Here is a 24,091-nt window from a genome sequence, read left to right as displayed (position 1 = left end):
CCAAAAATTACAAAACACAGATTTTAGGTCTATGTTTTTATATATAATTGACATAAATTCTTGATAATATATCAAAAATTTTGTTTGATACCGCAAAAATATTTTTTGTCAATCTTATTTTCATTACTTTTACTAATTAATTATCTTGAAATGGATAATCAGTTGTGCTATAATGATTATGTTCGTAAAGACAAACACACTTTATTGGCAAGTTTAATAATAATATCATAAAAACCTTTGTTTGTCAATGCTTACAGGAGAAACCTCCTGTTATTTTTTTGCTCAAAAACAAACGGCCTGTCCGAAAAACCGGATAAGCCGTTAAGGTGTTAATCTCCTATTGTGTTTGTCAATTTTCCTATTTTCTCTATTTCGCACTCCACAACGTCACCCTTTTTGAGGAATGTAGGCGGTGTCATTCCCATTCCTACTCCGGCAGGTGTTCCTGTCGCTATTATTGTTCCGGCTTTTAATGTTATTCCGGCACTCAATTCGCTTACTATGTGGTCAATGTCCGTTATCATCATATCGGTATTGCTATTCTGTCTTAATTCTCCGTTTACCTTTGATGTAATTTTGAGTGCAGGCGGATATTCCACCTCATCGGCGGTCAAAATGCAAGGTCCCATTGGAGTAAATCCGTCAAGACTCTTTCCGAAATACCACTGCTTATGTGCAGTTTGTACATTTCTCGCACTTACATCGTTTATAACCGTATATCCGAATATATATTTATGTACATCCTCCGGCGCTACGTTCTTCGCGTCCTTCGCAAGTATAACTCCCAGCTCGGATTCATAATCAAGGCTGTCTACTATATTAAAATGTCCGCTTATCACATCGCCATCTGCCGGAGCTTCGTTTACTCGTTTAGAAAAATATATGGGATAAGGTCTTTCTCCGCCGAAAGCCTCATTGTGGAATCTTGCTGACTCCTTTGCGTGCTCCGTATAATTTATTCCGAGGCAGATAACGTCCTGTCTTGGATTTGGTATAGGTGCTTTTTTGATTACATCTGCAAAGCAGATTGCCTCACTCTCGTTTATGCCTTCCGCAAGCTTATTGAATAAGCCTTCATCATAGCTGTCAATAAGCTCATTCATGGAAGAATATCCTTTTATAGGATATACCTTTGTTTCGTCCTTGCTCAGCACGCCGATCTGCTGAACTCCGTTATACTCAAATGTAATAAGCTTCATAATTTATCCCCCTTATTGTTTTCTTTCATAATACCATATTCTTTATTGCAGAACAATATTTATTTTAATTCACTATACGGCAACAGCTCCGCTCTTATAAAATATCCTCTGTCGTGCTTGCATACGGGACAAATCTCCGGCACCTCCGTACCTGTATATACATACCCACAATTAAGGCACACAAAGCCGGTACTTATATCGGAAACAAATAGCCTGTTTTCCTTAACAAGATCAGCAAAATATCGAAATCTGTCGCCATGTGTTTTCTCTATCGCCGCAATATTTTTGAAGGTCTGTGCCACACCGATAAAGCCTTCCTGCTCCGCAATATCCGCAAAGCTCTTATACACATCGTCATATTCCTGATATTCATTATGTGCCGCCGCATTGAGAAGGCTGTAAGCATCGTCATATATTTCAACAGGATAGCCGCCGTCAATATACATTGTCGAACCGTTGCTCTCCTTCAGAAAGTCATAAAATACCTTCGCATGGGCCAGCTCCTGCGATGCCGTAAACTGAAAAACCGCCTCAATGCAGTGCAGCTTGTTCTTGTGAGCAGATTTGGCCGCAAAGGTATATCGGTTTCTCGCCTGGCTTTCTCCGGCAAAGGCACGCATAAGGTTCTCCTCTGTCTGCGTTCCCTTAAGGCTTTGTATGCCGCTTGTTTCTTTGGATAATGTAATCATATGAAAGCTCCCTTCGATAATTTTATTTTAGTATTAATCGAAAAAGATGTAATTATTCATCTTAAACAGTATGTATAAGTATAAATATGTAATAACTATCGAATTGATTTTGAAACTGACTAATGATAAAATCATATTAAATAGGAGTGATATTTTGACTGACTCAGCGGTAAACACAGGTATAAAAAGCATTGTTATAAACGAACTTATTAACCTTGCAAAAAACATAATATAGAAAAATTGATACTTTTCGGTTCTCGGGCAAGAGGAACCTTTTATGAAAAAAGCGATATAGACATTGCCATTTCCGGCGGTGATAAAACCTCTTTTTCTTTTGATGTAAACGAAAATGTTTCAACATTACTCGAATTTGATATTATTGACCTTGATAAGAATATACAGAAAAAATTAAGAGCTTCCATAGAAAAGGATGGCATCGTTATTTATGAAAAAATTTGAAAACTATTGCTTAAATTTGAAAGTTCTTGCCAAAGCCAAAAATGAAGACTTAAATAACGAATTTATTGTCGGCGGTATAATATATAAATTCTTTGTTCAGTTCGAACTCGGTTGGAAAGTCCTAAAGGAATTGATAAAATACGAAGGCAAAAGCATTGCAAACTCCGGTTCTCCGAGAGCGATAATAAAAGCCGCATATTCCATATATTCATTTATAGATGAGGATACATGGCTTTCAATGCTTAAGGCAAGAACCAATATGTCGCATATTTACGACGGCAATGCCGCCAGAAATCTTGTAAACTTAATTTTGGACAACTATATACCGGAATTTATTAAGCTCAAAGATGAAATCCAAGCTTATTACGGAGATATATTGGATAACTTATAGAAAACGCAAAAAGACTGCAAAAACGGTTAATCATCTTTGCAGTCTTTTTAAATACGAACTTTATATTAGTCCTGTGTATAAGGCATAAGTGCAACGTGTCTTGCTCTCTTGATAGCTGTTGTTAAAGCTCTCTGATGCTTTGCACAGTTTCCTGTAATTCTTCTGGGAAGAATTTTGCCTCTTTCAGAAACATATCTTCTGAGTTTGCTGATATCTTTGTAATCGATAACAGTTACTTTATCTGCACATGAAGCACATACACGTTTTTTTCTACGTCCACGTTTTCTCTGAATCATAATACAACCTCCTTTTAAAATTGTTGATTAAAAGGGTAAATCATCGTCTTCTATACTTTCATCAATGGGATAGAAACCGTCGCCTACGCCGTTGTCTGCCTTTGCGGGAGCACCTGCCGCCTGCGGAGCAGCCTGACGCTGTGCCTGTGAAGAAGCTTTACTTTCGGCAAAGTACTGTTCTTCAACAACAACCTCTGTTGTTGTACGCTTTCTACCTTCGTTATCGTCCCAGTTACGGACCTGAAGTCTTCCGACTACGCTTACCATCTGACCTTTTCTGAAATACTTTTCCGCAAACTCACCCTGTTTGCCAAAGGCAACGCAAGGAATAAAGTCTGCGTCCGGTTCACCCTGACGCTTAAAGCGTTTGTTGACCGCAAGTGAATATCTGGCAATCGCCAAAGGTTCTGCACCCTGTGAATATCTTACCTCGGGATCTCTTGTGAGTCGTCCCATAAGTATGACCTTGTTCATATAAACACCTCCGTTAAAAAGATAGGCGTAAATTAAGCATCCTTACGGATGATAAGGTAACGTAATACGTTTTCCATGATACGAACACGGCTTTCGATTTCAGCGGGAGCTGTTGCTGCAGCATCAAATGTAATGAAGCTGAAGAAACCTTCGTTCACTTTTTTGATTTCATAAGCGAGTCTTCTCTTACCCCAGTCATCAATCTTTTCGATTGTACCACCGAATCTTGCGATAAGCTCCTGAACTTTTGTCATTTCAGCTGCTTTTGTTTCTTCGTCAAGTGTCGGATTTAAAACTAATGCTAACTCGTATTTGTTCATTCCTGATACACCTCCTTCTGGACATAAGGCCCTGTAATTAAACAGAGCAAGGATTAAATTAAACTTACATCGTTAGATTTTATCATAAATTCCAACCATATGCAAGAACATTTTTTACTTTTTTACATAAGTTCTGAAACAATAGGAAATGCCCTTTTCCTCATAGTCTTCGCTTTCATCTTTTAACTGCCACTTATCGGACATATCCAGATTTTCTATATGCACATCTGCCTCAAAGGTCTTGTCAAAAACCGTTATATATGCGGTATCGCAGTAATCCATGAACTGGCTGTAAACGCTTTCGCCGCCTATAACATATACATTATCCGTATTTTCATTTTTAACAAGCTCAAGCACCTCTTCAACCGAATGGGCAACTTCCGCACCGTTTCCGTCAAAATCGGCTTTATGTGTAAGCACTATGTTTCTTCTGTCCTTAAGCGGATTTCCTCCGGGAAATGTGGCAAGCGTTTTTCTTCCGAGAATAACGGTGTTTCCGGTTGTTTTTGCTCTGAAAAACTTCATATCTCCGGAAAGATGTGCAAGCAGCTCGCCCTTGTTGCCTATCGCCCAGTTTTTATCAACGGCAGCAATCATTTTCATATTGTCTTACTCCTTTGTAATATAGTCCGCCGGTCTTTCGTCGGAAAGCCCGAAGCTGTATAATATTGCACCGACTATTCTTTCGGAGGCATTTCCGTCGCCGAAGGGATTTTTTGCAACAGCCATTTTTCTGTATTCCTCTTTATCATCAAGGAGCTGTTTTGCCATGCCGTATACTGTGTTTTCGTCCGTTCCGGCAAGCTTAAGTGTTCCTGCCTCAACACCTTCCGGTCTTTCGGTAACATTTCTGAGCACAAGCACAGGCTTGCCCATTGACGGAACCTCCTCTTGAAGTCCGCCGGAATCGGTCATAACCAGATATGATCTGTTCATAAGATTGTGCATATCTCGCAAATCAAGCGGATCAAGAAGATGTATTCTTTCATGGCCGCCAAGAATTTCGTGTACAGTATTAGACACTGCCGGATTTTTATGAACTGCATAAACCATTTCAACGTCTTCATAATCGTCCGCAATTCTTCTGAAGGCTCTGCAAATATTCTTAAGCGGCTCTCCGAGATTTTCCCTTCTGTGCGCCGTTATCGTTATAATTCTTTTATTCTTGAAATCAATTTTGTTAAGCTCATCAACTGTGAACACATAGCTGTCGTCTATTGTTGTTTTAAGTGCGTCGATAGCCGTATTTCCCGTTATGAAAATGCCGTTTTCATCTATATTTTCCTTAAGCAGATTTTCCTTTGCCATTTTTGTCGGCGAAAAATGAAGGTCGGCAATAGCTCCCGTAAGTCTTCTGTTCATTTCCTCCGGGAACGGCTGATATTTGTCATAGGTGCGGAGGCCTGCCTCAACATGGCCAACCTTTGTCTGGTTATAATAAGACGCAAGCGAAGCCGCAAAGGTCGTTGATGTATCGCCGTGTACAAGAACTATGTCAGGCTTAACCTCTCTTATTACCTCGCCTATTCCCGTAAGTGCTCTTACCGTTATGTCCTCAAGCGTCTGTCCTGCCTTCATTATGTTCAGGTCATAATCCGGCACAATTTTAAAATCCTCAAGCACCTGGTCAAGCATTTCCCTGTGCTGTGCCGTAACACAGACTATACTCTCGGTCTTTGGCTCTTTATCCAACGCCTTGACGAGAGGTGCCATTTTTATAGCCTCCGGTCGTGTTCCGAAAACACTCATTACTTTTATTTTATCCATTAATTATCTCTCCGTATTTATTATTTTTGTTTCGCAAAAATTTACTTATACATAATCAGTATAACAAACACTAAATATTTTTACAACAAAAATGACTGTGCCAAAAGGCACAGCCATTAATAATCTTATTATAATTTTTCGATTGTTTCCATTATGTAGTTTGTAACCTCTTCGCCTGTCGCACCTGTATCACGGCCTGTTGTGTAAACCTTTCTTTCTGTCTGTGTGCAGATGTCAAGTGCTTTTTCAAGCTTAGCGGCCTGTTCGCTGTAACCGATGTGGTTAAGAAGAAGTACACATGCTCTTATTACGCTGCAAGGATCGGCATATTTATCTCTGCCTTCCGCAACCATACGGGGAGCTGAACCGTGGATAGCCTCAAACATAGCATATCTCTTACCGATATTTGAACTTCCGGCTGTACCAACGCCGCCCTGGAACTCAGCAGCCTCGTCTGTGATAATGTCGCCGTAAAGGTTAGGAAGAACAACAACCTGGAAGTCCTTACGTCTTTTTTCGTCCACAAGCTTAGCTGTCATAATGTCGATATACCAGTCGTCAGCCTCAATCTGGGGATATTCCTTAGCTATTGCATAGAACAGATCAAGGAATTTTCCGTCTGTTGCCTTGATTATGTTTGCCTTTGTAACTGCCGTTACTCTTGTTTTTCCGTTCTTAACCGCAAAATCAAATGCAGCTCTTATAACTCTTTCCGTTCCCTGTGATGTTGTTACCGTAAAGTCAACAGAAAGGTCTTCGTCAACAACTGCACCCTTGCTTCCTACCGCATATGCACCTTCTGTATTTTCTCTGTAGAATGTCCAGTCAATGCCCTGTTCGGGAATTCTTACGGGACGAACATTTGCAAAAAGGTCTAATTCCTTTCTCATTGCAACATTCGCACTTTCAATGTTGGGCCATGGATCGCCCTTTCTGGGTGTTGTTGTAGGTCCCTTAAGTATAACATGGCATTTCTTAAGCTCTGCCATAACGTCGTCGGGAATAGCCTTCATACACTCAACACGTTTTTCTATTGTAAGACCTTCAATGTTTCTTACCTCCACCTTGCCGGATGCAATATCGTCCTTAAGAAGGAATTCAAGTATTCTCTGTGCCTGTCCTGTTATTGCAGGGCCTATTCCGTCGCCGCCGGTAACACCGATGATAATTTTGTCAAGCTTTGAATAATCAATGAAATCAGGCTCATTTTTCATTCGCTCAACTCTTGCAAGCTGTTCCTCCAGAAGGATACCGAATTTTTCCTTTGCTGCTTCAATTTTCTCTTTGTTTGTCATAATCCTTATCTCCTTAAATATTTGTCCTGCTTAAGTCTTACTGCCGTTTCGTTTACGATTGACTCAAGCTCGCCGTCGGTTATCATTGTTACTCGTCCTTCATTATACTGCTCGTCAACCCATTCCTTTACTATTTCGACAAGCTCATCCTTTTTATCAACCATGTCTGCACCCTTAAAATTATAGAATACATTTATCCAGTGTGCAATGCCCGATGTTCCGGAAGTATTTGAAATAGCAATTTTAACAGGTCTGTTGAGGAATTTATCAGTATCGAATATATTGTAAATCTCCTCATCCTTAAGTAATCCGTCGGCATGAATTCCGGCTCTGGTTACGTTAAAGTTTTTTCCTACGAAAGGAGTCATAGGCGGTATATCATAACCGATTTCATTCTGATAATAATCGGCTATTTCCGTAATAACCGTTGTGTCTGCACCGTTTAATGTTCCCTTAAGCTGTGCATATTCAAAAATCATGGCCTCAAGAGGTGTATTTCCCGTTCTTTCGCCTATGCCGAGAAGTGAGCAGTTTACGCCGCTTGCGCCGTAAAGCCACGCATATGACGCATTGTTTACCGCACGATAAAAGTCATTGTGTCCATGCCATTCGATAAGCTCATGGGGAACTCCGGCATGGTTATGCAGACCGTAGATTATACCGGGAACGCTTCTTGGAAGAACCGCACCGGGATATGTAACGCCATAGCCCATTGTGTCGCAGGCACGTATTTTAACGGGAACTCCGGTATCCTCCATAAGATCCATAAGTGCTGATGCAAAGGGAACAACAAAGCCATAGAAATCGGCTCTTGTTATATCCTCAAAATGACATCTCGGCTTTACGCCTGTTTCGATACATTCACGGACAACCGCAAGATAATGGTCTACCGCCTGACGTCTTGTCATGTGCATTTTTTTGAATATGTGGTAATCGGAACAGCTTACAAGTATTCCCGTTTCCTTAAGGCCTATTTCCTTAACAAGCTCGAAATCCTTCTGTGATGCTCTTATCCAGCTTGTTATTTCGGGAAACTGATAGCCCTTTTCAAGACATTTATATACTGCCTCCTGGTCCTTCTTTGTATAAAGGAAGAATTCGCTCATCTTTATTACGCCGTTGGGACCGGAAAGTCTGTGTATCATATCGAAAAGCATTGTCATCTGCTCAACCGTATACGGTTCTCTGGACTGCTGTCCGTCACGGAAGGTTGTATCGGTAATCCAAATATCATCGGGTACGTCCATAGGCACCAAACGTCTGTTAAACGCTACCTTAGGTATATCCTCATAGCTGAAATAATCTCTGAAAAGATTGGGATCCTTTACCTCTTCAAGAGGATATTCCTGTGCTATGCTTTCAAGTAAATTTGTTTTCTTATTAAACTCAAGCATAATCGGCCTCCTCAAAACAACCCAAACGGATTTATGTAAATTAATTATTTATCTTTGATTTGAAATATTGAACAAAAAGTAATGTTATTGTATACCTTTAGTGTGTTAAAGTCAACCTGAACACATAAAATATAATAATAATTGTACATCAGCACAAAAAAATTGTTAAATACTATGTCTGATGCACCAATAATGTTTATTTATTCATACTCCGGCTTAATTCGGCATATAAATATAACGATATATAAATATCGTAAGGAGCAAAACAATGTCAAGCCGTTTCAATCGAAGCATTCCACAGCCATATAACTGTCAGTTTGAGCCCGGCAAGCCGGTTCAGCCCGAATATTTATGCAGTACAGCCGTTGAAGAATGTGCCTGTGTCGAAAGCAGACCAACGCCATGCAGTAATAATACGTCCGAAAACACGCAGAGCTTTCCGCTTATACTACTTATAATATTATTGTGTATTATATGTAAGTAACCAAAAAAGTCCTGCATATTCCATTCATGCAGGACTTAGATTTTAGACAAAATTATTTTTGTACAGCGGAAGGTATTAGGAAACAATAGTCATGACTTTCGTAAACGAAAGTGGCTTCGCAACTGTGCCGTCTTGCACAGTCAGTGGTTTCCTAAGTGAAATCCATACTGTCATGACTTTTGCTTTGAAAAAGCAAAAGCGGCTTTGCCGCCGCACTGTCTTGTGCGGTCAATAGACGGGATTCACTCCCGTCGAGGAGAATAGCTTAGTCATGACTTTCGCAAGCGAAAGTGGCTTCGCCACCATGCTATCTTGCATGGTCAATAGTTTCAAGGCTTTTTAGCCGATGGAATGAGCTATTCATGCCTCTGTTTAAACAAGTCGAAATCCTGATTTCGACTTATATTTTCTATTTTAATCTGTCGGCTATTCTTCTTGCCTCAAGCATTTTCAGTATAACATCAAGCTTTCTGCCGCTTTCACTGCCTAGCTGGCCTCTTACAGCCCTTAGCATAGCCTCTCTCTGTTCCTCTGACGTACCTTCCGTAATGCTCTGGCACTGAAGGCTCATTTCGCCGTCATCATATTCCTTGTTCATTTCCATAAGCTTTACGGCAAGGAACAAATGCTTCTGGTATTCCCTGTTCAGAAAAGGTATCGCCGCCTTAATCGCTCTTATGCCTTCGCCAAAGCTGCTGTTATCTTGCTCTGTGTTCTCCGATACTGTAATATCATGACTTTCCTCCTGCGGCATATTTATTATGCCGAGCTTTTTCGCCGTAGTTATGGCATTGATTATGTTCTCCATTTTACCGGCGTCCATGCTTCCGTCCTGTCCCAGCATTCCGGACAGCATTTTTATTTTATCTATGTTTTTGATTATATTTTCTGTGTTATTCTCCTCCAAATCAATCAGCTCCGTTTTTTATTATATCTTTATGTTCTTTTTCGAAAAATATACTTAATACATTGGGGCGTTGCCCCAAACCCTATGAACCTTTAAAAAGGTTCAATCTAAACTTTAATTAGCTACATTCTGCGAATGCAGCTTTATGAAAAATTGAATAATTAGCTACAAAGCTTCAGTTTTGTGCTTTCAAAATTGCGTTAAGACCGAGCAGCATTCCTGCGAAGACTTAATGGTCATGACTTTTGCTTCGCAAAAGTTGCTACGCAACCGCACCATGGTCAAAGCATTTTGCTACGCAAAACGGTCTACGACCGCCCCGTTTTCTTCGGGGTGCATACTTGTGCGGTCAATAATTTTCGTAACTTTAGCGTGTCCGGAAAAGAAGGAGTGCGAGGGAGGAAGTCGCTGGTCATGACTTTCGTAAACGAAAGCAACTGCGTTGCCGTGCCATCTTGCACGGTCAGTATTCGCAATTTAAGAGTTTCCTCCCTCGCAAAGACAGCCTTGCGACTTGTAAAGCCGCAAAATAATTTTCCACCGCCACCGACAGGTATTAAAATACGGAGAGCCTAAGCTCCCCGTAAATTTCCCTTTTATTTTGCCTCGCACATATTGAAGTTAGAGCCGCCGCAACCGCATAAAAGAAGAATAAGTATAATAATCCAAAGTGAGTCCGAATTACTTCCGAGAACTCCGTTGCCGTTATTTCCGCAGCCACATCCACAGCAGAGCAGAAGCAGAATTATAATCCAGCAAGATTCATTTCCTCCAAAACAACCGCAATTACCCATAAACAACACTCCTTAATTTTTTACACATCTAATCTTATGCGGTAATTTTGTGAAATAACACTTTTATTTATATTTTTATGAAGGACATGCTCTTTTTTGTCGCATAAGGCCTGTCTTTTTCATACTCTGTACTAAAATCTGTGACAGAAGGTATTTATATGGATAAAGCAAAACCTTCGGTTCATCTGGATACCGACAGCATTCCCTTCACCGGAAAGGGCGTCGGCATTGCCGTACTTGATACCGGTCTTTCGCCTTCGGCAGATTTCACCTCGCCTTATAACCGCATTGTCGTATTCCATGATTTTGTAAACGGCATTCCAAACTGCTATGACAACAACGGCCATGGCACACACGTATGCGGCATAGCCTGCGGAAACGGGAGATTATCGGACGGCAGATATTCCGGCATTGCACCGAATGCAAACCTTATTGTGCTCAAAATACTCGACCGCTACGGAAAAGGAAATGCCTCCACTGCCCTTAAGGCCATCAAGTGGCTTATATATAACCGAAAGCGTTACAATATACGCATTGCAAATATGTCAGTCGGCACAAGCGACCGCACAATAAACTCCCTTCTTGTACGGACCATGTATGAGGCATGGGACAATGGCATATGTATAGTTGCCGCAGACGGAAATATCGGCAGCGGAAACAGCTCCATTGTCTCTGCCGGCATAAACCGGAAAATAATAACCGTCGGCAACAGTGCCTCTCCGTCCTTCTCCTGTGATGTTACCGCACCCGGAAACAATATCGTTTCCTGTATGTCGGAAAACTACTCCTTCGGCTTTCATGGCAGAAGTCATAAAAAAATCGTTTCTCCGCATTATATAATGATGAGCGGAACATCAATGTCCACACCTATCGTTTCCGGTGCAGCCGCTCTGCTTATCGAAAAATATCCTTCCATAACTCCCTCGGAAATAAAACAGCGTATTATTATGACCGCCGATTATAACCGCCAGATAAATATTGAACGTCTGCTGGAATAACATTAAACATTTAGTGAAAATTCTGATTAGCAAAACCATAATTTATCTATGTTGAATTTATTCCTTTGTTGTTATATACTTTTAAACAGCCAAATACCTATAAGGAGAATAACTGATGAGTATTTTAACAGTAGAGAATTTAAGCCACGGCTTTGGTGACCGTGCGATATTCAACAACGTGTCCTTCCGCCTTCTTAAGGGCGAGCACGTCGGCTTTGTCGGTGCCAACGGCGAAGGCAAGTCAACCTTCATGAGCATTATAACAGGCTCGCTCCAGCCGGACGAAGGCAAAATAGAATGGTCAAAAAATGTCCATGTCGGCTATCTCGACCAGCATACCGTTCTCGAAAAGGGAATGACCATAAGAGATGTCCTCAAATCCGCATACGGCGAATTATTTGCACTGGAAGAAAAGATGAACTCCATATGTGACAAAATGTGCGCTGCCTCCGAGGAGGAAATGACAGCAATGATGGAGGAGCTCGGAGAAATACAGGATACGCTTACGGCTCACGATTTCTATGTACTCGATTCCAAAATCGACGAAATCGGCAGAGCCTTTGACTTGGACGAGCTTGGCTTTGACAAGGACGTTACCGAATTAAGCGGCGGTCAGCGTACAAAGGTGCTTCTTGCAAAGCTTTTGCTTGAAAAGCCCGATATTCTGCTTTTGGACGAACCTACCAACTATCTTGATGCAGAGCATATCGCATGGCTCAAGCGTTATCTTATCAATTACGAAAACGCATTCATACTTATTTCGCACGATATTCCGTTTCTGAATGATGTAGTAAATCTTATATATCATGTCGAAAATGCGGAAATAACCCGTTATGTAGGCAATTATGAGAAATTTCAGGAGGTCTATGCCGTTAAAAAAGCACAGCTTGAGGCGGCATACCGCAGACAACAGCAGGAGATTGACGAGCTTAAGGACTTTGTTGCAAGAAACAAAGCGAGAGTTTCAACAAGAAACATGGCTATGTCAAGACAAAAAAAGCTTGATAAAATGGACGTAATAGAGCTTTCCAAGGAAAAGCCGAAGCCGGAGTTTGTTTTCAAGGAGGCAAGAGCCGCAGGACGATATATTTTCGAAACGCACGACCTTGTTATCGGCTATAATGAACCGCTTTCTCTTCCGATGAATCTTGTTATGGAACGTGGCCAGAAGATAGTTATTGTCGGCGCAAACGGAATAGGCAAAACAACGCTTCTCAAGAGCATACTCGGTCTTATACCGCCTCTCAGCGGTTCAACGGAGCTTGGAGATTATCTTTACACAGGATATTTCGAGCAGGAGCATAAATATGAGGACAACACCACCTGTATAGACGAAATTTGGAAGGAGTTTCCTTCAATGACGCAGTACGAGGTGCGTTCCGCCCTTGCAAAATGCGGTCTTACAACAAAGCATATCGAAAGCATGGTTAAGGTATTAAGCGGCGGTGAACAGGCAAAGGTGCGTTTATGCAAGCTCATAAACAGGGAGAGCAACGTACTTCTTCTGGACGAGCCTACCAACCATCTTGACGCCGATGCAAAGGACGAATTAAAGAGAGCTTTAAAGGAATACAAGGGAAGTATTCTTCTTATCTGCCATGAGCCGGAATTTTATGACGGTCTTGCCACAGATGTATGGAATTTAAAAGAATTTTTAAGAAAATAAGCACGAAAAAGCGGCACTTAGCTTTCAAAACTAAGTGCCGCATTATTTTTATTCAAACATTTCTTTTACTTTTTCTTTGAAGTTTTTCTTAGGCTTTTCATCATTACCGGGAAGCTCGACAATTATGTCCGGATTACTCCAGTTGTGGAGCATCATCTTCTGCTTCTCTGTAAGTCCCGTAGGAATGTTTACCTTGAGTGTTACTATCTGATTGCCTTTATATTTTTCGTTTCTCAGACTGGGAACACCGCAGTTTTTGAGCGTTATAACCGTATTGGGCTGTGTACCCGGTTTAACGGTATATTTCTGCTCGCCGTATATTGTGTTTATCGTAATCTCTCCGCCGAGAATTGCCTCTGTGAAGGAAATAGTCTTTTCGCTGTAAATATCCATTCCCTTTCGTATGAAATAGCTGTGAGGTTTAACATATACGGTTACAAGAAGGTCGCCGTATCCGCCGCCCTTTGTTCCGGCCTCGCCTTTGCCCGAAAGACGTATTGTCTGGCCATGGTCAATTCCCTTAGGAATATTGATTTCGTATTTCTTTGTTTTCTTTACGAAGCCCGTTCCTCTGCATGATGTGCAAGGATCTTTGATTTTTTTACCGGTACCACGACAAGCCGAACAGGTTCTTGTTGTCTGCATACTTCCGAATATGGACTGCTGGACAACTCTTTCCTGTCCTGTACCATGACATACCGGACAAGTTTCCGCATGTGTTCCGGGCTTTGCACCTGTACCGCCGCAGGTATCGCAGGTATCCGTTACGTTTACCTGTATATCCTTTTTACAGCCGAATACAGCCTCTTCAAAGCTTATCTGTATAGTGATATTTACATCACGGCCTCTCTGAGGACCGTTACGTCTTGCGGCAGAACCGCCGCCAAAACCGAACATGCTGAAAATATCACCCATATCGAAGTCGCCGGCATTATAAAATCCGCCTGCGCCTGCTCCGCCCTGCTCAAAAGCCGCATGACCGAACTGGTCATACTGGGCACGTTTCTGTGAATCGCTGAGTACCTCGTAGGCTTCATTTACCTCTTTGAATTTATCCTCAGCCGTTTTGTCACCCGGATTTGCATCAGGATGATATTTTTTAGCTAACTTTCTATATGCTTTTTTAATCTCATCCTCGCCGGCACTTCTACTAACGCCAAGGACATCATAATAATCTCTTTTTTCTGCCAACTTCTCCACCTGCCGTCAATATATTCGCAAACGGAAAGCGGCCTTCGTATGAAAGCCTCTTTCCATTAAATTATGTTGTACTGTTATACACCGTATATATTACATTTCTTTGTAGTCGCCGTCAACAACATTCGGATCTCCGTTGGCACCGTCAGCTCCGGGAGCACCCTGTCCGTTTGCCTGAGCCTGTTTGTATAATTCTTCTGAAATCTTGTAGAATTCGTTCTGGAGTGACTCTGTTGCTGCCTTGATTTCAGAAATATCCGAATCTGTCATTGTTTCTACGTTCTTGTTTTCAACTGTTGCTTTGAGTTTTGAAAGCTCTTCCTGAACCTTAGCCTTGTCAGCGTCTGAAATCTTGCCTTCAAGCTCGTTGAGTGTCTTTTCTGTCTGGAAGATAAGTGAGTCAGCCTCGTTCTTTACGTCGATAGCTTCCTTACGTTTCTTATCTGCCTCTGCATACTGTTCAGCCTCTTTTACAGCCTTATCGATTTCTTCATCGCTGAGGTTTGTTGATGCTGTAATTGTGATTGACTGTTCCTTGCCTGTGCCGAGGTCCTTAGCTGATACATGAACGATACCGTTTGCGTCGATGTCGAATGCAACCTCAATCTGAGGAACACCTCTTCTTGCGGGAGCGATACCTTCAAGTCTGAACGTACCGAGTGTCTTGTTGTCCTTTGCAAGAGGTCTTTCGCCCTGTACAACGTGAATATCAACTGCTGTCTGGTTATCCTCTGCTGTTGAGAAGATCTGTTTCTTGTTTGTAGGAATTGTTGTGTTTCTTTCGATAAGCTTTGTAGCTACGCCGCCGAGAGTTTCGATACCGAGTGAAAGAGGTGTTACATCAAGAAGAAGGATGCTTGATGCACCTGCATCTCCGGCAATCTTACCACCCTGGATAGAAGCACCGATAGCAACACATTCATCAGGGTTGATACCTTTGAAAGGATCTTTTCCTGTAATTTTCTTAACTGCTTCCTGAACTGCGGGAATACGAGTTGAACCGCCGACAAGAAGGACTTTATCAAGCTCGCCTGCTGTAAGACCTGCGTCTGAAAGTGCGTTTCTTACGGGACCCATTGTTTTGTCAACAAGGTCTGCTGTGAGTTCATCAAATTTAGCTCTTGTAAGTGTTACATCAAGATGCTTAGGGCCGTCCTGGTTCATTGTAATGAAAGGAAGGTTGATGTTTGAAGATGTAACTGTTGAAAGCTCTTTCTTAGCTTTTTCAGCAGCCTCTTTTAATCTCTGCATTGCCATCTTGTCTGTTGAAAGATCAATGCCTTCTGCCTTCTTGAATTCGCTTACAAGGTAATCAATTACTCTGTTATCGAAGTCATCGCCGCCGAGTCTTGTATCACCGTTTGTTGCAAGAACTTCAACAACGCCGTCGCCGATTTCAATGATGGAAACATCGAATGTACCACCGCCGAGGTCGTATACCATAATCTTCTGTTCCTTTTCGTTATCAAGGCCGTAAGCAAGAGCTGCTGCTGTGGGCTCGTTGATGATACGTTTTACATCAAGACCTGCGATTTTACCTGCATCCTTTGTTGCCTGACGCTGTGCATCTGAAAAGTAAGCGGGAACTGTGATAACTGCTTCTGAAACTGTTTCACCGAGGTAGCTTTCTGCATCAGCTTTAAGCTTCTGAAGAACCATAGCTGAAATTTCCTGAGGTGAGTAGTTCTTTTCATCAATTTTTACTTTATAGTTTTCGCCCATGTGACGTTTGATTGAACTGATTGTTCTGTCGGGATTTGTAATTGCCTGACGTTTAGCAGAGTCGCCGATAAGACGCTCGCCGTTCTTTGCAAAGCCTACAACTGAAGGTGTTGTTCTTGCACCGTCAGAGTTTACGATAACTACAGGCTGTCCGCCTTCCATAACTGCTACACATGAGTTTGTTGTACCAAGGTCAATACCGATTATTTTTCCCATAATAAGATTCCTCCTGAATATTCAAAATTATTTCTGTTTACTGAATTAAAACTTAGTTTGCTACCTTAACCATACTGTGTCTGATTACTTTTTCCTTATATTTATAACCCTTCATCATATCAAGGACAACCTCGTTTTCTCCGAAGTTTTCGTCCTCAACATGGGCAACTGCCGCATGAAGGTTAGGATCGAATTTTTCACCGAGCGCTTTAATTTCTTCAACGCCCATTGCAGCAAGTATTTCTTTCAGCTGCTTATCTGTCATTTTAACACCCTTTAAAAGCGGATCGTTTTCATCAACCTTTCCGTCAACCGAAGCGATTGCTCTTTCAAGGTTATCGAAGATGGGAAGGAGCTTTTCTATTGTATCTCTTACTCCGTCGTCATACATGCTTGCCTTTTCCTTTGAAGTACGCTTTCTGAAGTTATCGAACTCCGCAAGCGTTCTCTGGAACTTATCCTGCATATCTGCGAGCTTCTGGCCAAGCTCCTCAACCTCTTTATTTTTATTTTTGAAGAAGCCTTTCTTTTCGGATTTTTCGGCTTTTTCGTTTTTATCTGTCTTTTCTGTTTCTTTTTCTTCCTTAACAGCGTCCTCAACCTGTTCGGCGTTTACCTCAACTTTTTCGGCTTCTTCCGCTGCGGCGTTTTCATTTACCTTTTTTTCTTCACTACTCATTTAATTTATCCTTCCCTTCAATAGCTTTATTTTTTCCTTTGGCTACTGAGTTCATTACATTCTCAATATTCTTTGCCATTCCGTTAAGAACTGATATTACCTGTTCATAATTCATTCTTGTAGGGCCTATAATACCGATTGTTCCGTAAATATTATCTCCTACTTTATAGCTTGTTTTGATAACACTGCAATTTTTCATTTCTTCAAGCTCGTTTTCCTCACCGATTGAAATATCGGTTGTTCCTGCCGGACTGTCGCCAATGATGTTAAGCAGTGATTTCTTTTCTTCAAGCGTTTTAAAAAGTGTTCTTGCCGTATCAATATCACTGAATTCAGGGAAAGAAAGCATATTTTTTTCTCCGCTCAGATGAACCTGAACGCTTTCTGCCGATGAAATCGTCTTTTTGATGCCCTTAAGCATAGGCTTAAGTATTTCCTGATGATCTCTTATTGCCGTAAGAACATTTCTTATGACCTCGTCTGTTATATCGTCCCTTGTTTTTCCTTTAAGGACGTCATTAAGATTGCAGCTTATTTCATAAAGCTTATCCTCGTCTATGGGCTCGTTTACGGGAACAACATAATGCTTTATATGATTTTCTCCCGTTGCAACGATAAGCATTACGGAAGATTCGTCCAGCGGAAGAAGTCTTACCTGCTTAAGTGCCGTTTTAACAACAACCGGCTCGGATATGAACGTTGTGTAATTTGTTATTGCCGAAAGTGCCTTTGCGGTTTCGTCCATAAGATAATCAATCTGGTTTATGTTTTTAACCACAAGGTTCTGTATATATTTCTGCTCCTCCTGGTCAACAGCTCCTTTGTCCATTATACTGTCAACATAGTATCTGTATCCCTTATCCGAAGGAATTCTTCCGGCTGAGGCATGAGGCTGGACAATAAGTCCCATTTCCTCAAGATCGCTCATTTCGTTTCGTATTGTTGCCGAGCTTACGCCGAGATTATACTTTTTTGCGATAGTTCTTGAGCCGACAGGTTCTGCAGTATCAATATAATCCTTTATTATTGCCTGAAGAATTTTTATTTTTCTTTCATTCAACTGCATTATTATCGACTCCTTTCTGTTTGTTTCTTTTTTGTTAGCACTCGTTTATTGTGAGTGCTAATCTTTAATACATAAAATAGCACCTTCCAAATAATATGTCAAGTGCTTTTTTAAAATATTTTGTTAATATTTAATAAATTTTTCGAAAACCTGGTTTGAAACGTCTATTCCTCTGTCCGAAAGAAAAAGTCTGCCCTTATCCGACAGCAGAAGTCCTTCCGACTTAAGCTCGTTTATCTCGTTTCCGTAAACATCATATATGCTTTTTGAAAACCTTCTTTTAAATATATCCTCCGAAACACCTTCCGACATACGCAGCCCCATGAACATAAATTCCTCCTGCTTTTCGTCCTCGGTAAGTATTTCGATGTCCTTAACAAGCCTTTTTATTTCGCCCTTCGAGGTTATATATTCTCCGAAATCTGTCGTATTGTGGTATCTTTCGCCATCCGTATAGGAATGCGAACCAAGTCCGAAGCCTTTGTATTCCTCTGTACGCCAGTAAACCTCATTGTGTCTGCTTTCAAAGCCTTCCTTCGCAAAATTGCTTATCTCGTATCTGTTATATCCAAAGCCGGAAAGTATATCTCTTGCCGAATAATACATATCCCTGTCTGTATCCTCGTCCGTTTCCTTTATAGCTCCACTTTCACGCATATCATAGAATGGAGTGTTCTCCTCAACAATAAGACTGTAAGCGGAAATGTGCTCCGGATTTAAAAATATTACATTATTAAGTGTTTCCTTCCAGTCTGCAACGGTCTGATCCGGCAGAGAAAACATAAGGTCTACATTTATATTCTTAAAGCCAACCTCTCTCGCCTCAATATAGTTTCTTCTGAAATCCTCACAGCTGTGAATTCTGCCGAGTCTTTTCAAAAGCCTGTCCTGCCATGCCTGTAAGCCTATGCTCAGCCGGTTTATATACATCTGCTTCAGTTCGTTCAGCTTTGCCCTGTCCATTGTTCCGGGATTGGATTCAATGGTTATTTCCGCATTGTCGGCAACGTCATATTTCGACATGACGGCGTCCATAATTTTTCCGATTTCCTTCGGCTTTAATATAGTCGGCGTACCTCCGCCTATAAATATGGTAGAAACCGTTCTGTCGGAATAATCCGAGGCGTTCTGTTTTATCTCCTCGCAAAGAACATTCACATAGTCCTCAAAATATTTATCCATGCTTCCGAAGGACAAAAAATCGCAGTAAAGGCATTTACGCACGCAGAACGGTATGTGAATATATAACGAAACTGGCTTTTTCATTCTTTAACTCTCCCAATAGACTTCTGTTTTATACACAGATGTACTATAAACCGAATTTCCGTTTTCGTCAAATCCTTCAAAGCCTACCACATGAATATCAAACACGCTGTCGTCGGTTGTGTCACGTTCGGGAATATTTTCTATTATAAAAAATCCGTCCTGTGCAACATCGGCTTTGTATTTTTCCACTTCTTTTACACCGTTGTCCGATTTTTCGTCATATACACCAAGAACAACCTCAACACTTTTTATTTCGTCATAGGTGCATACTCCGACAATTATGTTGTCACCAAAGTCATATTCGGCATTGTTTTCAACCTGTACATAGCCCGGAATACCGCCTCCGGCAAGTATCCAGCGTCCGTACCATTTTCTTTCGGACGGAATTATTGATAAACCGCCCTTTACCCTTCCTATGGCAACAGCTTTGTTTCCGTTTTTCCTGACATATTCTATCTTTTCCGAAGGGCCGTAACGCAGTCCCTTTTCACAGGCATAAAGCACCGCCTCCGGAGAGCTGTATTCACGATTATACGGGCTTGTTTTCCAGCCGATGGCCGCCGCAATTATAATTAAAAATATAGCCGTCTGTTTTTTTCTGTTCATTCTGTTCAGCTTAGAAAATAATTTCATTTGTTATTCACCTCCGGAACAGGTATTTCGCAGTGTATATTCTGTCCGTTTACTTCGGTATCAATTATTATCGTCTTAACATCCTGCGGAAAGTCCTCGAAAAACAACTGGCTGTGGCATACCTTGTTGCCGTTGCTGTTACCTGTGGAAAAATAATATTTATTGCCCTTTTCATCGGTAAGAAATTCTCCGTTCAGATTAAACGTCCAGTCGATGCTGTCCGAAAACAGGCTTTTCCATGTTTTGTATCTCAGCTCAAGAGTGCCGTCGTCATAATATCGAACTCCGTCTATTTTCAAATGCATATCATAAATAAGCGTTTCATAACCGCTGTCTGCGGAATACACAAGCTCGCCGTTCTTATAATCCTCATAGCCGTTACCGAAATATGCCTTCATATAACTAAAGCCTCTGACTCCGGCAGTTGTTATCAGAAACGCCGCCGCAATTATGGCCGCTAGCCTCGATATGTACCATATCCAACCAAGTATAGGATTGTGTGCCTTGTTCAGCTCTCTGCCTATCTCGTCCGCATCGCCCATATACTGAACCGACAGCCTTTCTGCCTCTTCCCTGCCATAGCCTTCCTCCGTAAGGTCGTCGCATATGTCCTCCATATGCTCCTCAAGCTCCTGTCTTACGGCATTTCTGTCATAGGGAAATTTGATGTGCTTTAAAACCTTGTCTGTAAATTCCTTGCCTTCAGGAGAAAACATAGCTTCCAACTCCGATCACTTTATTTACTGATGTTGAAAATTTGTTCCATTGTGCCTTTTCCTTTTCGAGCTGTTCAAGTCCCTTTGGGAGGATCGCATAATATTTTCTCGTTTTTCCGTTTTCCGCCTCTCTGCGGTAGGATTTAACAAGCTCTGCTCCTTCCATTCGGTGAAGAACAGGATAAAGCGTTCCTTCCTTAAATTCAAATATGTTTTCGCTTCTGTCCTTAAGCTCCTTTATTATTTCGTAACCGTACATATCACGCTCCTTCAAAAGCGATAACAAAAGCATTACTGTACTTCCGCCAATTAATCCCTTATCAATTTCCATAGTTCCTGCCTCCTTACTTAGATTATCTATGTATAATATACCTTGATATTCTATGTATGTCAAGTAAAAAAATCATGCCGATAACTCGACATGATTTCGTTACCAATTATTCAGTTTTTCCCAAATCCCTTTCAATTAAGCCTCTCAACTTAAGCAGCTCTTCATATTCATATTTTGTAATGAGATTAAACATCTCCTGTATGCCCTTTTCCTTGGAAATGTCAAACTGTCTGAAACAGCGGTAATATTTTCCGGATTCGTTTTTCTTAATATTAATCGGCAGCCAACCTTCCCTCAAAAGCTGTAAATTAAGCAGCATTCGTCCGGTTCTTCCGTTTCCGTCTATAAACGGGTGAATGTTTTCAAACATCAAGTGTATCTTTGCCGCATTTTCAAACAAATTTTCTTCATTTTTTATTATGTCCGTAAGCTTTTCCATTGCTCCGGCGATTTTTTCCGGCGGAGGCATCTGCTTTCCGCCTATATGAACGGGAATACTGCGGTAAACTCCGGCATGCTCAACATCGAAAAAGAGTATGTTTTTGTGTATAAATTTTATTGTTTCCTCAGAAATTTCGGCTTTTCGGAGTATATAATCCCATGCCTTTCCGCTGCCTATTACCTCCATGTTATCCTTTGCGGAATATTCCTCAAGAAATGTATTCGATTTCAAAATATATGCCGTATCGTATTCCGTAATCGGATTGCCTTCTATGGCATTTGTGTTGTATATATATGTATCTCTGAATTCGTCGAAATATTTTTTTATAAGAACCGATTCGGAATGTTCGGAAATATATTTTTCAATAAATTTCTTTTCATTTTCAAGCTTTTGTACCGTTATCTCTTTATTCCATGTGTTTTCCATTAAATCGCCTCCGTTCATATAAATATTATTTCCTATATTTTATACGAAACAGACACTTAAAGCAAAACTTTTAAAAAAAATCATGCCGGTATGTTCGACATGATTTCGTTAATTGTATTTATAGAACAAAAATAGCCGCCCAAGTCTGGTAAACGAAGCGGCAATTTTTGCTTAACTTTTATATCGGACTAACCGTCTATCGGTAGCACTCTTTTCTATTACTATATTAGCATGTGATAATAAAAATGTCAATTATCCTAATGGTTTTATCCTAAAGCTTTTTATTATTCCTCTTCCAGCTTAAGCACACTCATAAACGCCGCCTGCGGAACAACTACATTTCCAATCTGGCGCATACGCTTTTTGCCTTCCTTCTGTTTTTCAAGAAGCTTTCTCTTTCGTGAAATATCGCCGCCGTAGCATTTTGCAAGAACGTCCTTACGCATGGCGCTGACCGTTTCTCTCGCAACGATTTTTGCTCCGATTGCCGCCTGTATGGGTATCTCAAAGAGCTGTCTGGGAATTTCCTTTTTAAGCTTTTCGCATATTTTTCTGCCTCGCTCAACGGCACTTGAGGAATGCACGATAAAGCTCAGTGCATCGACAACCTCTTTATTTACGAGAATATCAAGCTTTGTAAGTGATGCCTCCTGATAGCCGAGAAGGCTGTAATCAAACGAAGCATAGCCACGGCTTCTCGACTTAAGCACATCAAAGAAATCGTATATTATTTCATTCAGCGGCATATGGTATACAAGCATTACTCGGTTTTCGTCCATATATTCCATGCTTATATATTCGCCTCTTCGCTGCTGGCAAAGCTCCATTATAGGGCCTACATAATCCTTCGGAAGTATTATTTCCGCCTTTACAATAGGCTCCTCCATTTTCTCTATTCTTGCCGGATCGGGCATATTGCTGGGGTTTGAAAGCTCCATAACCGTTCCGTCGGTAAGATATATTTTATAAATAACGCTCGGTGCGGTTGTTACAAGGTCAAGATTGAACTCTCTTTCAAGCCTTTCCTGTATTATCTCAAGATGAAGAAGTCCGAGGAAACCACATCTGAAACCGAAACCAAGAGCAACCGATGTTTCCGGCTCAAAGAACAGTGATGCATCATTAAGCTGAAGCTTTTCAAGTGCATCTCTAAGATCCGTATACTTTGCACTGTCTGCCGGGAAAACACCGCAGTAAACCATGGGATTTACCTTTTTATATCCGGGAAGCTCCTCTGCCGTAGGATTTTCCGCATCTGTTACAGTATCACCGACTCTTGTGTCCGCAACATTCTTGATGCTTGCAGTAATATATCCTACATCGCCTGCTTTAAGCTCATCACAGGGCATAAAGCGGCCTGCACCGAATACGCCGACCTCGACAACATCAAAATCCTTTTGTGTTGCCATAAATCTTATCTTTGTACCTTTTTTGACCGAACCGTCAAACACTCTTATTATTACAATAACTCCCTTATACTGGTCATAAATAGAGTCAAATATAAGAGCCTTAAGAGGTGCGTCCTCATCACCGTTCGGTGCCGGAATATCGGTAACTATTTTCTCAAGAACCGCATGTATATTTATTCCGTTCTTTGCCGAAATAAGCGGTGCATCCTCAGCCGGTATTCCTATTACGTCCTCAATGTCCTTTATAACAAGCTGTGGATTTGCACTGGGCAGGTCAATCTTGTTTATAACCGGCATAATCTCAAGATTGTTGTCAATGGCAAGATACACATTGGCAAGCGTCTGTGCCTCAATTCCCTGCGCCGCATCAACAACAAGAACCGCTCCTTCGCAGGCCGCAAGGCTTCTTGAAACCTCATAATTGAAATCGACATGGCCGGGAGTATCAATAAGATTAAATATATATTCGTTTCCGTCATCAGCTTTATATACAAGACGAACAGCCTGTGCCTTTATTGTTATTCCACGTTCTCTTTCCAGATCCATGTTGTCAAGCACCTGCTCCTGCATTTCTCTTTCGGTGAGCAGTCCGGTTTCCTGTATAAGTCTGTCCGCAAGCGTGCTTTTGCCATGGTCAATATGAGCAACTATACAAAAATTTCTTATTTTGCTTTGTCTTTCCGAAGACATATATATCCTCCTCAAAAAAATACTTTATTATTAATAATTAAGTATAACACAGACATAATTTTTCTACAACAAATTTACTCAACAGTATTTCAACAGCAAAAAGCATCCGCCTTCCGGCGAATGCTTTTTTGCAAACAGTTTTAAATTAAAGGGGGTATTATACAG

Annotated in this window: 26 protein-coding genes; 5 read left to right on the top strand and 21 right to left on the bottom strand. The window is 41.1% G+C overall.

What is annotated here, in order from left to right:
- Positions 1 to 329: 329 nt before the first annotated feature.
- Entirely contained in the window at positions 330 to 1,199 is an 870-nt protein-coding gene (locus KQI66_RS10850; RefSeq protein ID WP_216429403.1) for a fumarylacetoacetate hydrolase family protein, read from the bottom strand.
- A gap of 59 nt (positions 1,200 to 1,258) precedes the next feature.
- Positions 1,259 to 1,858, bottom strand: coding sequence for a rubrerythrin (gene rbr, locus KQI66_RS10845; protein ID WP_216429526.1), 600 nt, complete (start codon positions 1,856 to 1,858; stop codon positions 1,259 to 1,261).
- A 270-nt stretch (positions 1,859 to 2,128) separates the two neighbouring features.
- Between rbr and KQI66_RS10840 the strand changes: the two genes are divergently transcribed.
- Together KQI66_RS10840 and KQI66_RS10835 are read left to right on the top strand one after the other, a co-directional pair.
- A complete protein-coding gene (locus KQI66_RS10840) occupies positions 2,129 to 2,347 on the top strand; it encodes a nucleotidyltransferase family protein (protein WP_334300590.1) in 219 nt (72 codons plus the stop codon).
- Positions 2,334 to 2,738: an HI0074 family nucleotidyltransferase substrate-binding subunit gene (locus KQI66_RS10835; protein ID WP_216429401.1), complete on the top strand. Its 405-nt coding sequence runs from the start codon at positions 2,334 to 2,336 to the stop codon at positions 2,736 to 2,738. The genes KQI66_RS10840 and KQI66_RS10835 overlap by 14 nt, the downstream gene beginning before the upstream one ends.
- Before the next feature lie 65 nt (positions 2,739 to 2,803).
- Here the strand turns inward: KQI66_RS10835 and rpsR are convergent, their stop codons facing one another.
- The 7 genes from rpsR to KQI66_RS10800 all read right to left on the bottom strand — a co-directional run bounded on the left by rpsR (position 2,804) and on the right by KQI66_RS10800 (position 8,284).
- Positions 2,804 to 3,034: a 30S ribosomal protein S18 gene (gene rpsR / locus KQI66_RS10830; RefSeq protein ID WP_216429399.1), complete on the bottom strand. Its 231-nt coding sequence runs from the start codon at positions 3,032 to 3,034 to the stop codon at positions 2,804 to 2,806.
- A 27-nt stretch (positions 3,035 to 3,061) separates the two neighbouring features.
- Positions 3,062 to 3,508 (bottom strand): single-stranded DNA-binding protein, encoded by a 447-nt coding sequence (locus KQI66_RS10825; protein WP_216429397.1) that lies wholly within the window; start codon positions 3,506 to 3,508, stop codon positions 3,062 to 3,064.
- A gap of 32 nt (positions 3,509 to 3,540) precedes the next feature.
- Complete coding sequence (rpsF, locus tag KQI66_RS10820; RefSeq protein ID WP_216429395.1) at positions 3,541 to 3,828, bottom strand: 30S ribosomal protein S6; 288 nt, start codon at positions 3,826 to 3,828, stop codon at positions 3,541 to 3,543.
- Between the two features lie 114 nt (positions 3,829 to 3,942).
- Positions 3,943 to 4,431, bottom strand: a complete 489-nt coding sequence (locus KQI66_RS10815) for a dihydrofolate reductase (RefSeq protein WP_216429394.1) — start codon at positions 4,429 to 4,431, stop codon at positions 3,943 to 3,945.
- Between the two features lie 6 nt (positions 4,432 to 4,437).
- A complete protein-coding gene (gene wecB / locus KQI66_RS10810) occupies positions 4,438 to 5,595 on the bottom strand; it encodes a non-hydrolyzing UDP-N-acetylglucosamine 2-epimerase (RefSeq protein WP_216429392.1) in 1,158 nt (385 codons plus the stop codon).
- A 128-nt stretch (positions 5,596 to 5,723) separates the two neighbouring features.
- Entirely contained in the window at positions 5,724 to 6,890 is a 1,167-nt protein-coding gene (locus KQI66_RS10805; RefSeq protein WP_216429390.1) for an isocitrate/isopropylmalate family dehydrogenase, read from the bottom strand.
- Positions 6,891 to 6,895: 5 nt separating this feature from the next.
- A complete protein-coding gene (locus KQI66_RS10800; protein ID WP_216429388.1) occupies positions 6,896 to 8,284 on the bottom strand; it encodes a 2-isopropylmalate synthase in 1,389 nt (462 codons plus the stop codon).
- 268 nt (positions 8,285 to 8,552) lie between these two features.
- On the opposite strand from KQI66_RS10800, the gene KQI66_RS10795 reads away from it, so the two are divergent.
- Complete coding sequence (locus tag KQI66_RS10795) at positions 8,553 to 8,768, top strand: hypothetical protein (RefSeq protein ID WP_216429386.1); 216 nt, start codon at positions 8,553 to 8,555, stop codon at positions 8,766 to 8,768.
- A 409-nt stretch (positions 8,769 to 9,177) separates the two neighbouring features.
- Here the strand turns inward: KQI66_RS10795 and KQI66_RS10790 are convergent, their stop codons facing one another.
- Positions 9,178 to 9,675: a hypothetical protein gene (locus KQI66_RS10790; protein WP_216429385.1), complete on the bottom strand. Its 498-nt coding sequence runs from the start codon at positions 9,673 to 9,675 to the stop codon at positions 9,178 to 9,180.
- 596 nt (positions 9,676 to 10,271) lie between these two features.
- A complete protein-coding gene (locus KQI66_RS10785) occupies positions 10,272 to 10,469 on the bottom strand; it encodes a chorion class high-cysteine HCB protein 13 (protein WP_216429383.1) in 198 nt (65 codons plus the stop codon).
- A gap of 158 nt (positions 10,470 to 10,627) precedes the next feature.
- Between KQI66_RS10785 and KQI66_RS10780 the strand changes: the two genes are divergently transcribed.
- Both KQI66_RS10780 and KQI66_RS10775 read left to right on the top strand, forming a co-directional pair.
- The gene (locus tag KQI66_RS10780; protein ID WP_216429380.1) at positions 10,628 to 11,467 is read left to right on the top strand and encodes a S8 family peptidase; all 840 of its coding nucleotides are present in this window, start codon (positions 10,628 to 10,630) and stop codon (positions 11,465 to 11,467) included.
- Positions 11,468 to 11,582: 115 nt separating this feature from the next.
- Positions 11,583 to 13,133, top strand: a complete 1,551-nt coding sequence (locus tag KQI66_RS10775) for an ABC-F family ATP-binding cassette domain-containing protein (protein ID WP_216429378.1) — start codon at positions 11,583 to 11,585, stop codon at positions 13,131 to 13,133.
- A gap of 48 nt (positions 13,134 to 13,181) precedes the next feature.
- Here KQI66_RS10775 and dnaJ read toward each other — a convergent pair whose 3' ends face one another.
- The 10 genes from dnaJ to lepA form a co-directional block, all read right to left on the bottom strand.
- Positions 13,182 to 14,324, bottom strand: a complete 1,143-nt coding sequence (dnaJ, locus tag KQI66_RS10770) for a molecular chaperone DnaJ (protein ID WP_216429376.1) — start codon at positions 14,322 to 14,324, stop codon at positions 13,182 to 13,184.
- 99 nt (positions 14,325 to 14,423) lie between these two features.
- A complete protein-coding gene (gene dnaK / locus KQI66_RS10765) occupies positions 14,424 to 16,268 on the bottom strand; it encodes a molecular chaperone DnaK (RefSeq protein ID WP_216429374.1) in 1,845 nt (614 codons plus the stop codon).
- Between the two features lie 52 nt (positions 16,269 to 16,320).
- Positions 16,321 to 16,947, bottom strand: coding sequence for a nucleotide exchange factor GrpE (gene grpE / locus KQI66_RS10760; protein ID WP_216429371.1), 627 nt, complete (start codon positions 16,945 to 16,947; stop codon positions 16,321 to 16,323).
- On the bottom strand, positions 16,940 to 18,013 hold the full coding sequence (gene hrcA / locus KQI66_RS10755; RefSeq protein WP_216429370.1) for a heat-inducible transcriptional repressor HrcA: 1,074 nt from the start codon (positions 18,011 to 18,013) through the stop codon (positions 16,940 to 16,942). Before hrcA ends, grpE begins: the two co-directional genes overlap by 8 nt.
- 123 nt (positions 18,014 to 18,136) lie before the next feature.
- On the bottom strand, positions 18,137 to 19,279 hold the full coding sequence (hemW, locus tag KQI66_RS10750; protein ID WP_216429368.1) for a radical SAM family heme chaperone HemW: 1,143 nt from the start codon (positions 19,277 to 19,279) through the stop codon (positions 18,137 to 18,139).
- A gap of 3 nt (positions 19,280 to 19,282) precedes the next feature.
- Entirely contained in the window at positions 19,283 to 19,912 is a 630-nt protein-coding gene (locus KQI66_RS10745; protein ID WP_216429366.1) for a hypothetical protein, read from the bottom strand.
- Entirely contained in the window at positions 19,909 to 20,628 is a 720-nt protein-coding gene (locus KQI66_RS10740) for a permease prefix domain 1-containing protein (RefSeq protein WP_216429364.1), read from the bottom strand. Before KQI66_RS10740 ends, KQI66_RS10745 begins: the two co-directional genes overlap by 4 nt.
- Positions 20,615 to 20,959, bottom strand: coding sequence for a PadR family transcriptional regulator (locus tag KQI66_RS10735; RefSeq protein WP_216429362.1), 345 nt, complete (start codon positions 20,957 to 20,959; stop codon positions 20,615 to 20,617). Before KQI66_RS10735 ends, KQI66_RS10740 begins: the two co-directional genes overlap by 14 nt.
- A gap of 106 nt (positions 20,960 to 21,065) precedes the next feature.
- Entirely contained in the window at positions 21,066 to 21,827 is a 762-nt protein-coding gene (locus KQI66_RS10730) for a Fic family protein (RefSeq protein ID WP_216429360.1), read from the bottom strand.
- Between the two features lie 284 nt (positions 21,828 to 22,111).
- A complete protein-coding gene (gene lepA, locus KQI66_RS10725; RefSeq protein WP_216429358.1) occupies positions 22,112 to 23,926 on the bottom strand; it encodes a translation elongation factor 4 in 1,815 nt (604 codons plus the stop codon).
- Positions 23,927 to 24,091 lie beyond the last annotated feature (165 nt).

The sequence above is a fragment of the Anaerotignum sp. MSJ-24 genome (assembly GCF_018918145.1).
Taxonomy (GTDB): Bacteria; Bacillota; Clostridia; order Lachnospirales; family Anaerotignaceae; genus Metalachnospira.
The sequence above is the reverse complement of the archived record's forward strand: the minus strand, read 5'-3'. Positions and strand labels throughout refer to the sequence as shown.

What these genes read in the sequence shown, in the direction of transcription:
- KQI66_RS10850 (WP_216429403.1), bottom strand. Translation starts at nt 1,199, where the DNA reads ATGAAGCTTATTACATTTGAGTATAACGGAGTTCAGCAGATCGGCGTG.
- KQI66_RS10835 (WP_216429401.1), top strand. Translation starts at nt 2,334, where the DNA reads ATGAAAAAATTTGAAAACTATTGCTTAAATTTGAAAGTTCTTGCCAAA.
- rpsR (WP_216429399.1), bottom strand. Translation starts at nt 3,034, where the DNA reads ATGATTCAGAGAAAACGTGGACGTAGAAAAAAACGTGTATGTGCTTCA.
- KQI66_RS10825 (WP_216429397.1), bottom strand. Translation starts at nt 3,508, where the DNA reads ATGAACAAGGTCATACTTATGGGACGACTCACAAGAGATCCCGAGGTA.
- rpsF (WP_216429395.1), bottom strand. Translation starts at nt 3,828, where the DNA reads ATGAACAAATACGAGTTAGCATTAGTTTTAAATCCGACACTTGACGAA.
- KQI66_RS10815 (WP_216429394.1), bottom strand. Translation starts at nt 4,431, where the DNA reads ATGAAAATGATTGCTGCCGTTGATAAAAACTGGGCGATAGGCAACAAG.
- wecB (WP_216429392.1), bottom strand. Translation starts at nt 5,595, where the DNA reads ATGGATAAAATAAAAGTAATGAGTGTTTTCGGAACACGACCGGAGGCT.
- KQI66_RS10805 (WP_216429390.1), bottom strand. Translation starts at nt 6,890, where the DNA reads ATGACAAACAAAGAGAAAATTGAAGCAGCAAAGGAAAAATTCGGTATC.
- KQI66_RS10800 (WP_216429388.1), bottom strand. Translation starts at nt 8,284, where the DNA reads ATGCTTGAGTTTAATAAGAAAACAAATTTACTTGAAAGCATAGCACAG.
- KQI66_RS10795 (WP_216429386.1), top strand. Translation starts at nt 8,553, where the DNA reads ATGTCAAGCCGTTTCAATCGAAGCATTCCACAGCCATATAACTGTCAG.
- KQI66_RS10785 (WP_216429383.1), bottom strand. Translation starts at nt 10,469, where the DNA reads ATGGGTAATTGCGGTTGTTTTGGAGGAAATGAATCTTGCTGGATTATA.
- KQI66_RS10780 (WP_216429380.1), top strand. Translation starts at nt 10,628, where the DNA reads ATGGATAAAGCAAAACCTTCGGTTCATCTGGATACCGACAGCATTCCC.
- KQI66_RS10775 (WP_216429378.1), top strand. Translation starts at nt 11,583, where the DNA reads ATGAGTATTTTAACAGTAGAGAATTTAAGCCACGGCTTTGGTGACCGT.
- dnaK (WP_216429374.1), bottom strand. Translation starts at nt 16,268, where the DNA reads ATGGGAAAAATAATCGGTATTGACCTTGGTACAACAAACTCATGTGTA.
- grpE (WP_216429371.1), bottom strand. Translation starts at nt 16,947, where the DNA reads ATGAGTAGTGAAGAAAAAAAGGTAAATGAAAACGCCGCAGCGGAAGAA.
- hrcA (WP_216429370.1), bottom strand. Translation starts at nt 18,013, where the DNA reads ATGCAGTTGAATGAAAGAAAAATAAAAATTCTTCAGGCAATAATAAAG.
- hemW (WP_216429368.1), bottom strand. Translation starts at nt 19,279, where the DNA reads ATGAAAAAGCCAGTTTCGTTATATATTCACATACCGTTCTGCGTGCGT.
- KQI66_RS10745 (WP_216429366.1), bottom strand. Translation starts at nt 19,912, where the DNA reads ATGAAATTATTTTCTAAGCTGAACAGAATGAACAGAAAAAAACAGACG.
- KQI66_RS10740 (WP_216429364.1), bottom strand. Translation starts at nt 20,628, where the DNA reads ATGTTTTCTCCTGAAGGCAAGGAATTTACAGACAAGGTTTTAAAGCAC.
- KQI66_RS10735 (WP_216429362.1), bottom strand. Translation starts at nt 20,959, where the DNA reads ATGGAAATTGATAAGGGATTAATTGGCGGAAGTACAGTAATGCTTTTG.
- KQI66_RS10730 (WP_216429360.1), bottom strand. Translation starts at nt 21,827, where the DNA reads ATGGAAAACACATGGAATAAAGAGATAACGGTACAAAAGCTTGAAAAT.
- lepA (WP_216429358.1), bottom strand. Translation starts at nt 23,926, where the DNA reads ATGTCTTCGGAAAGACAAAGCAAAATAAGAAATTTTTGTATAGTTGCT.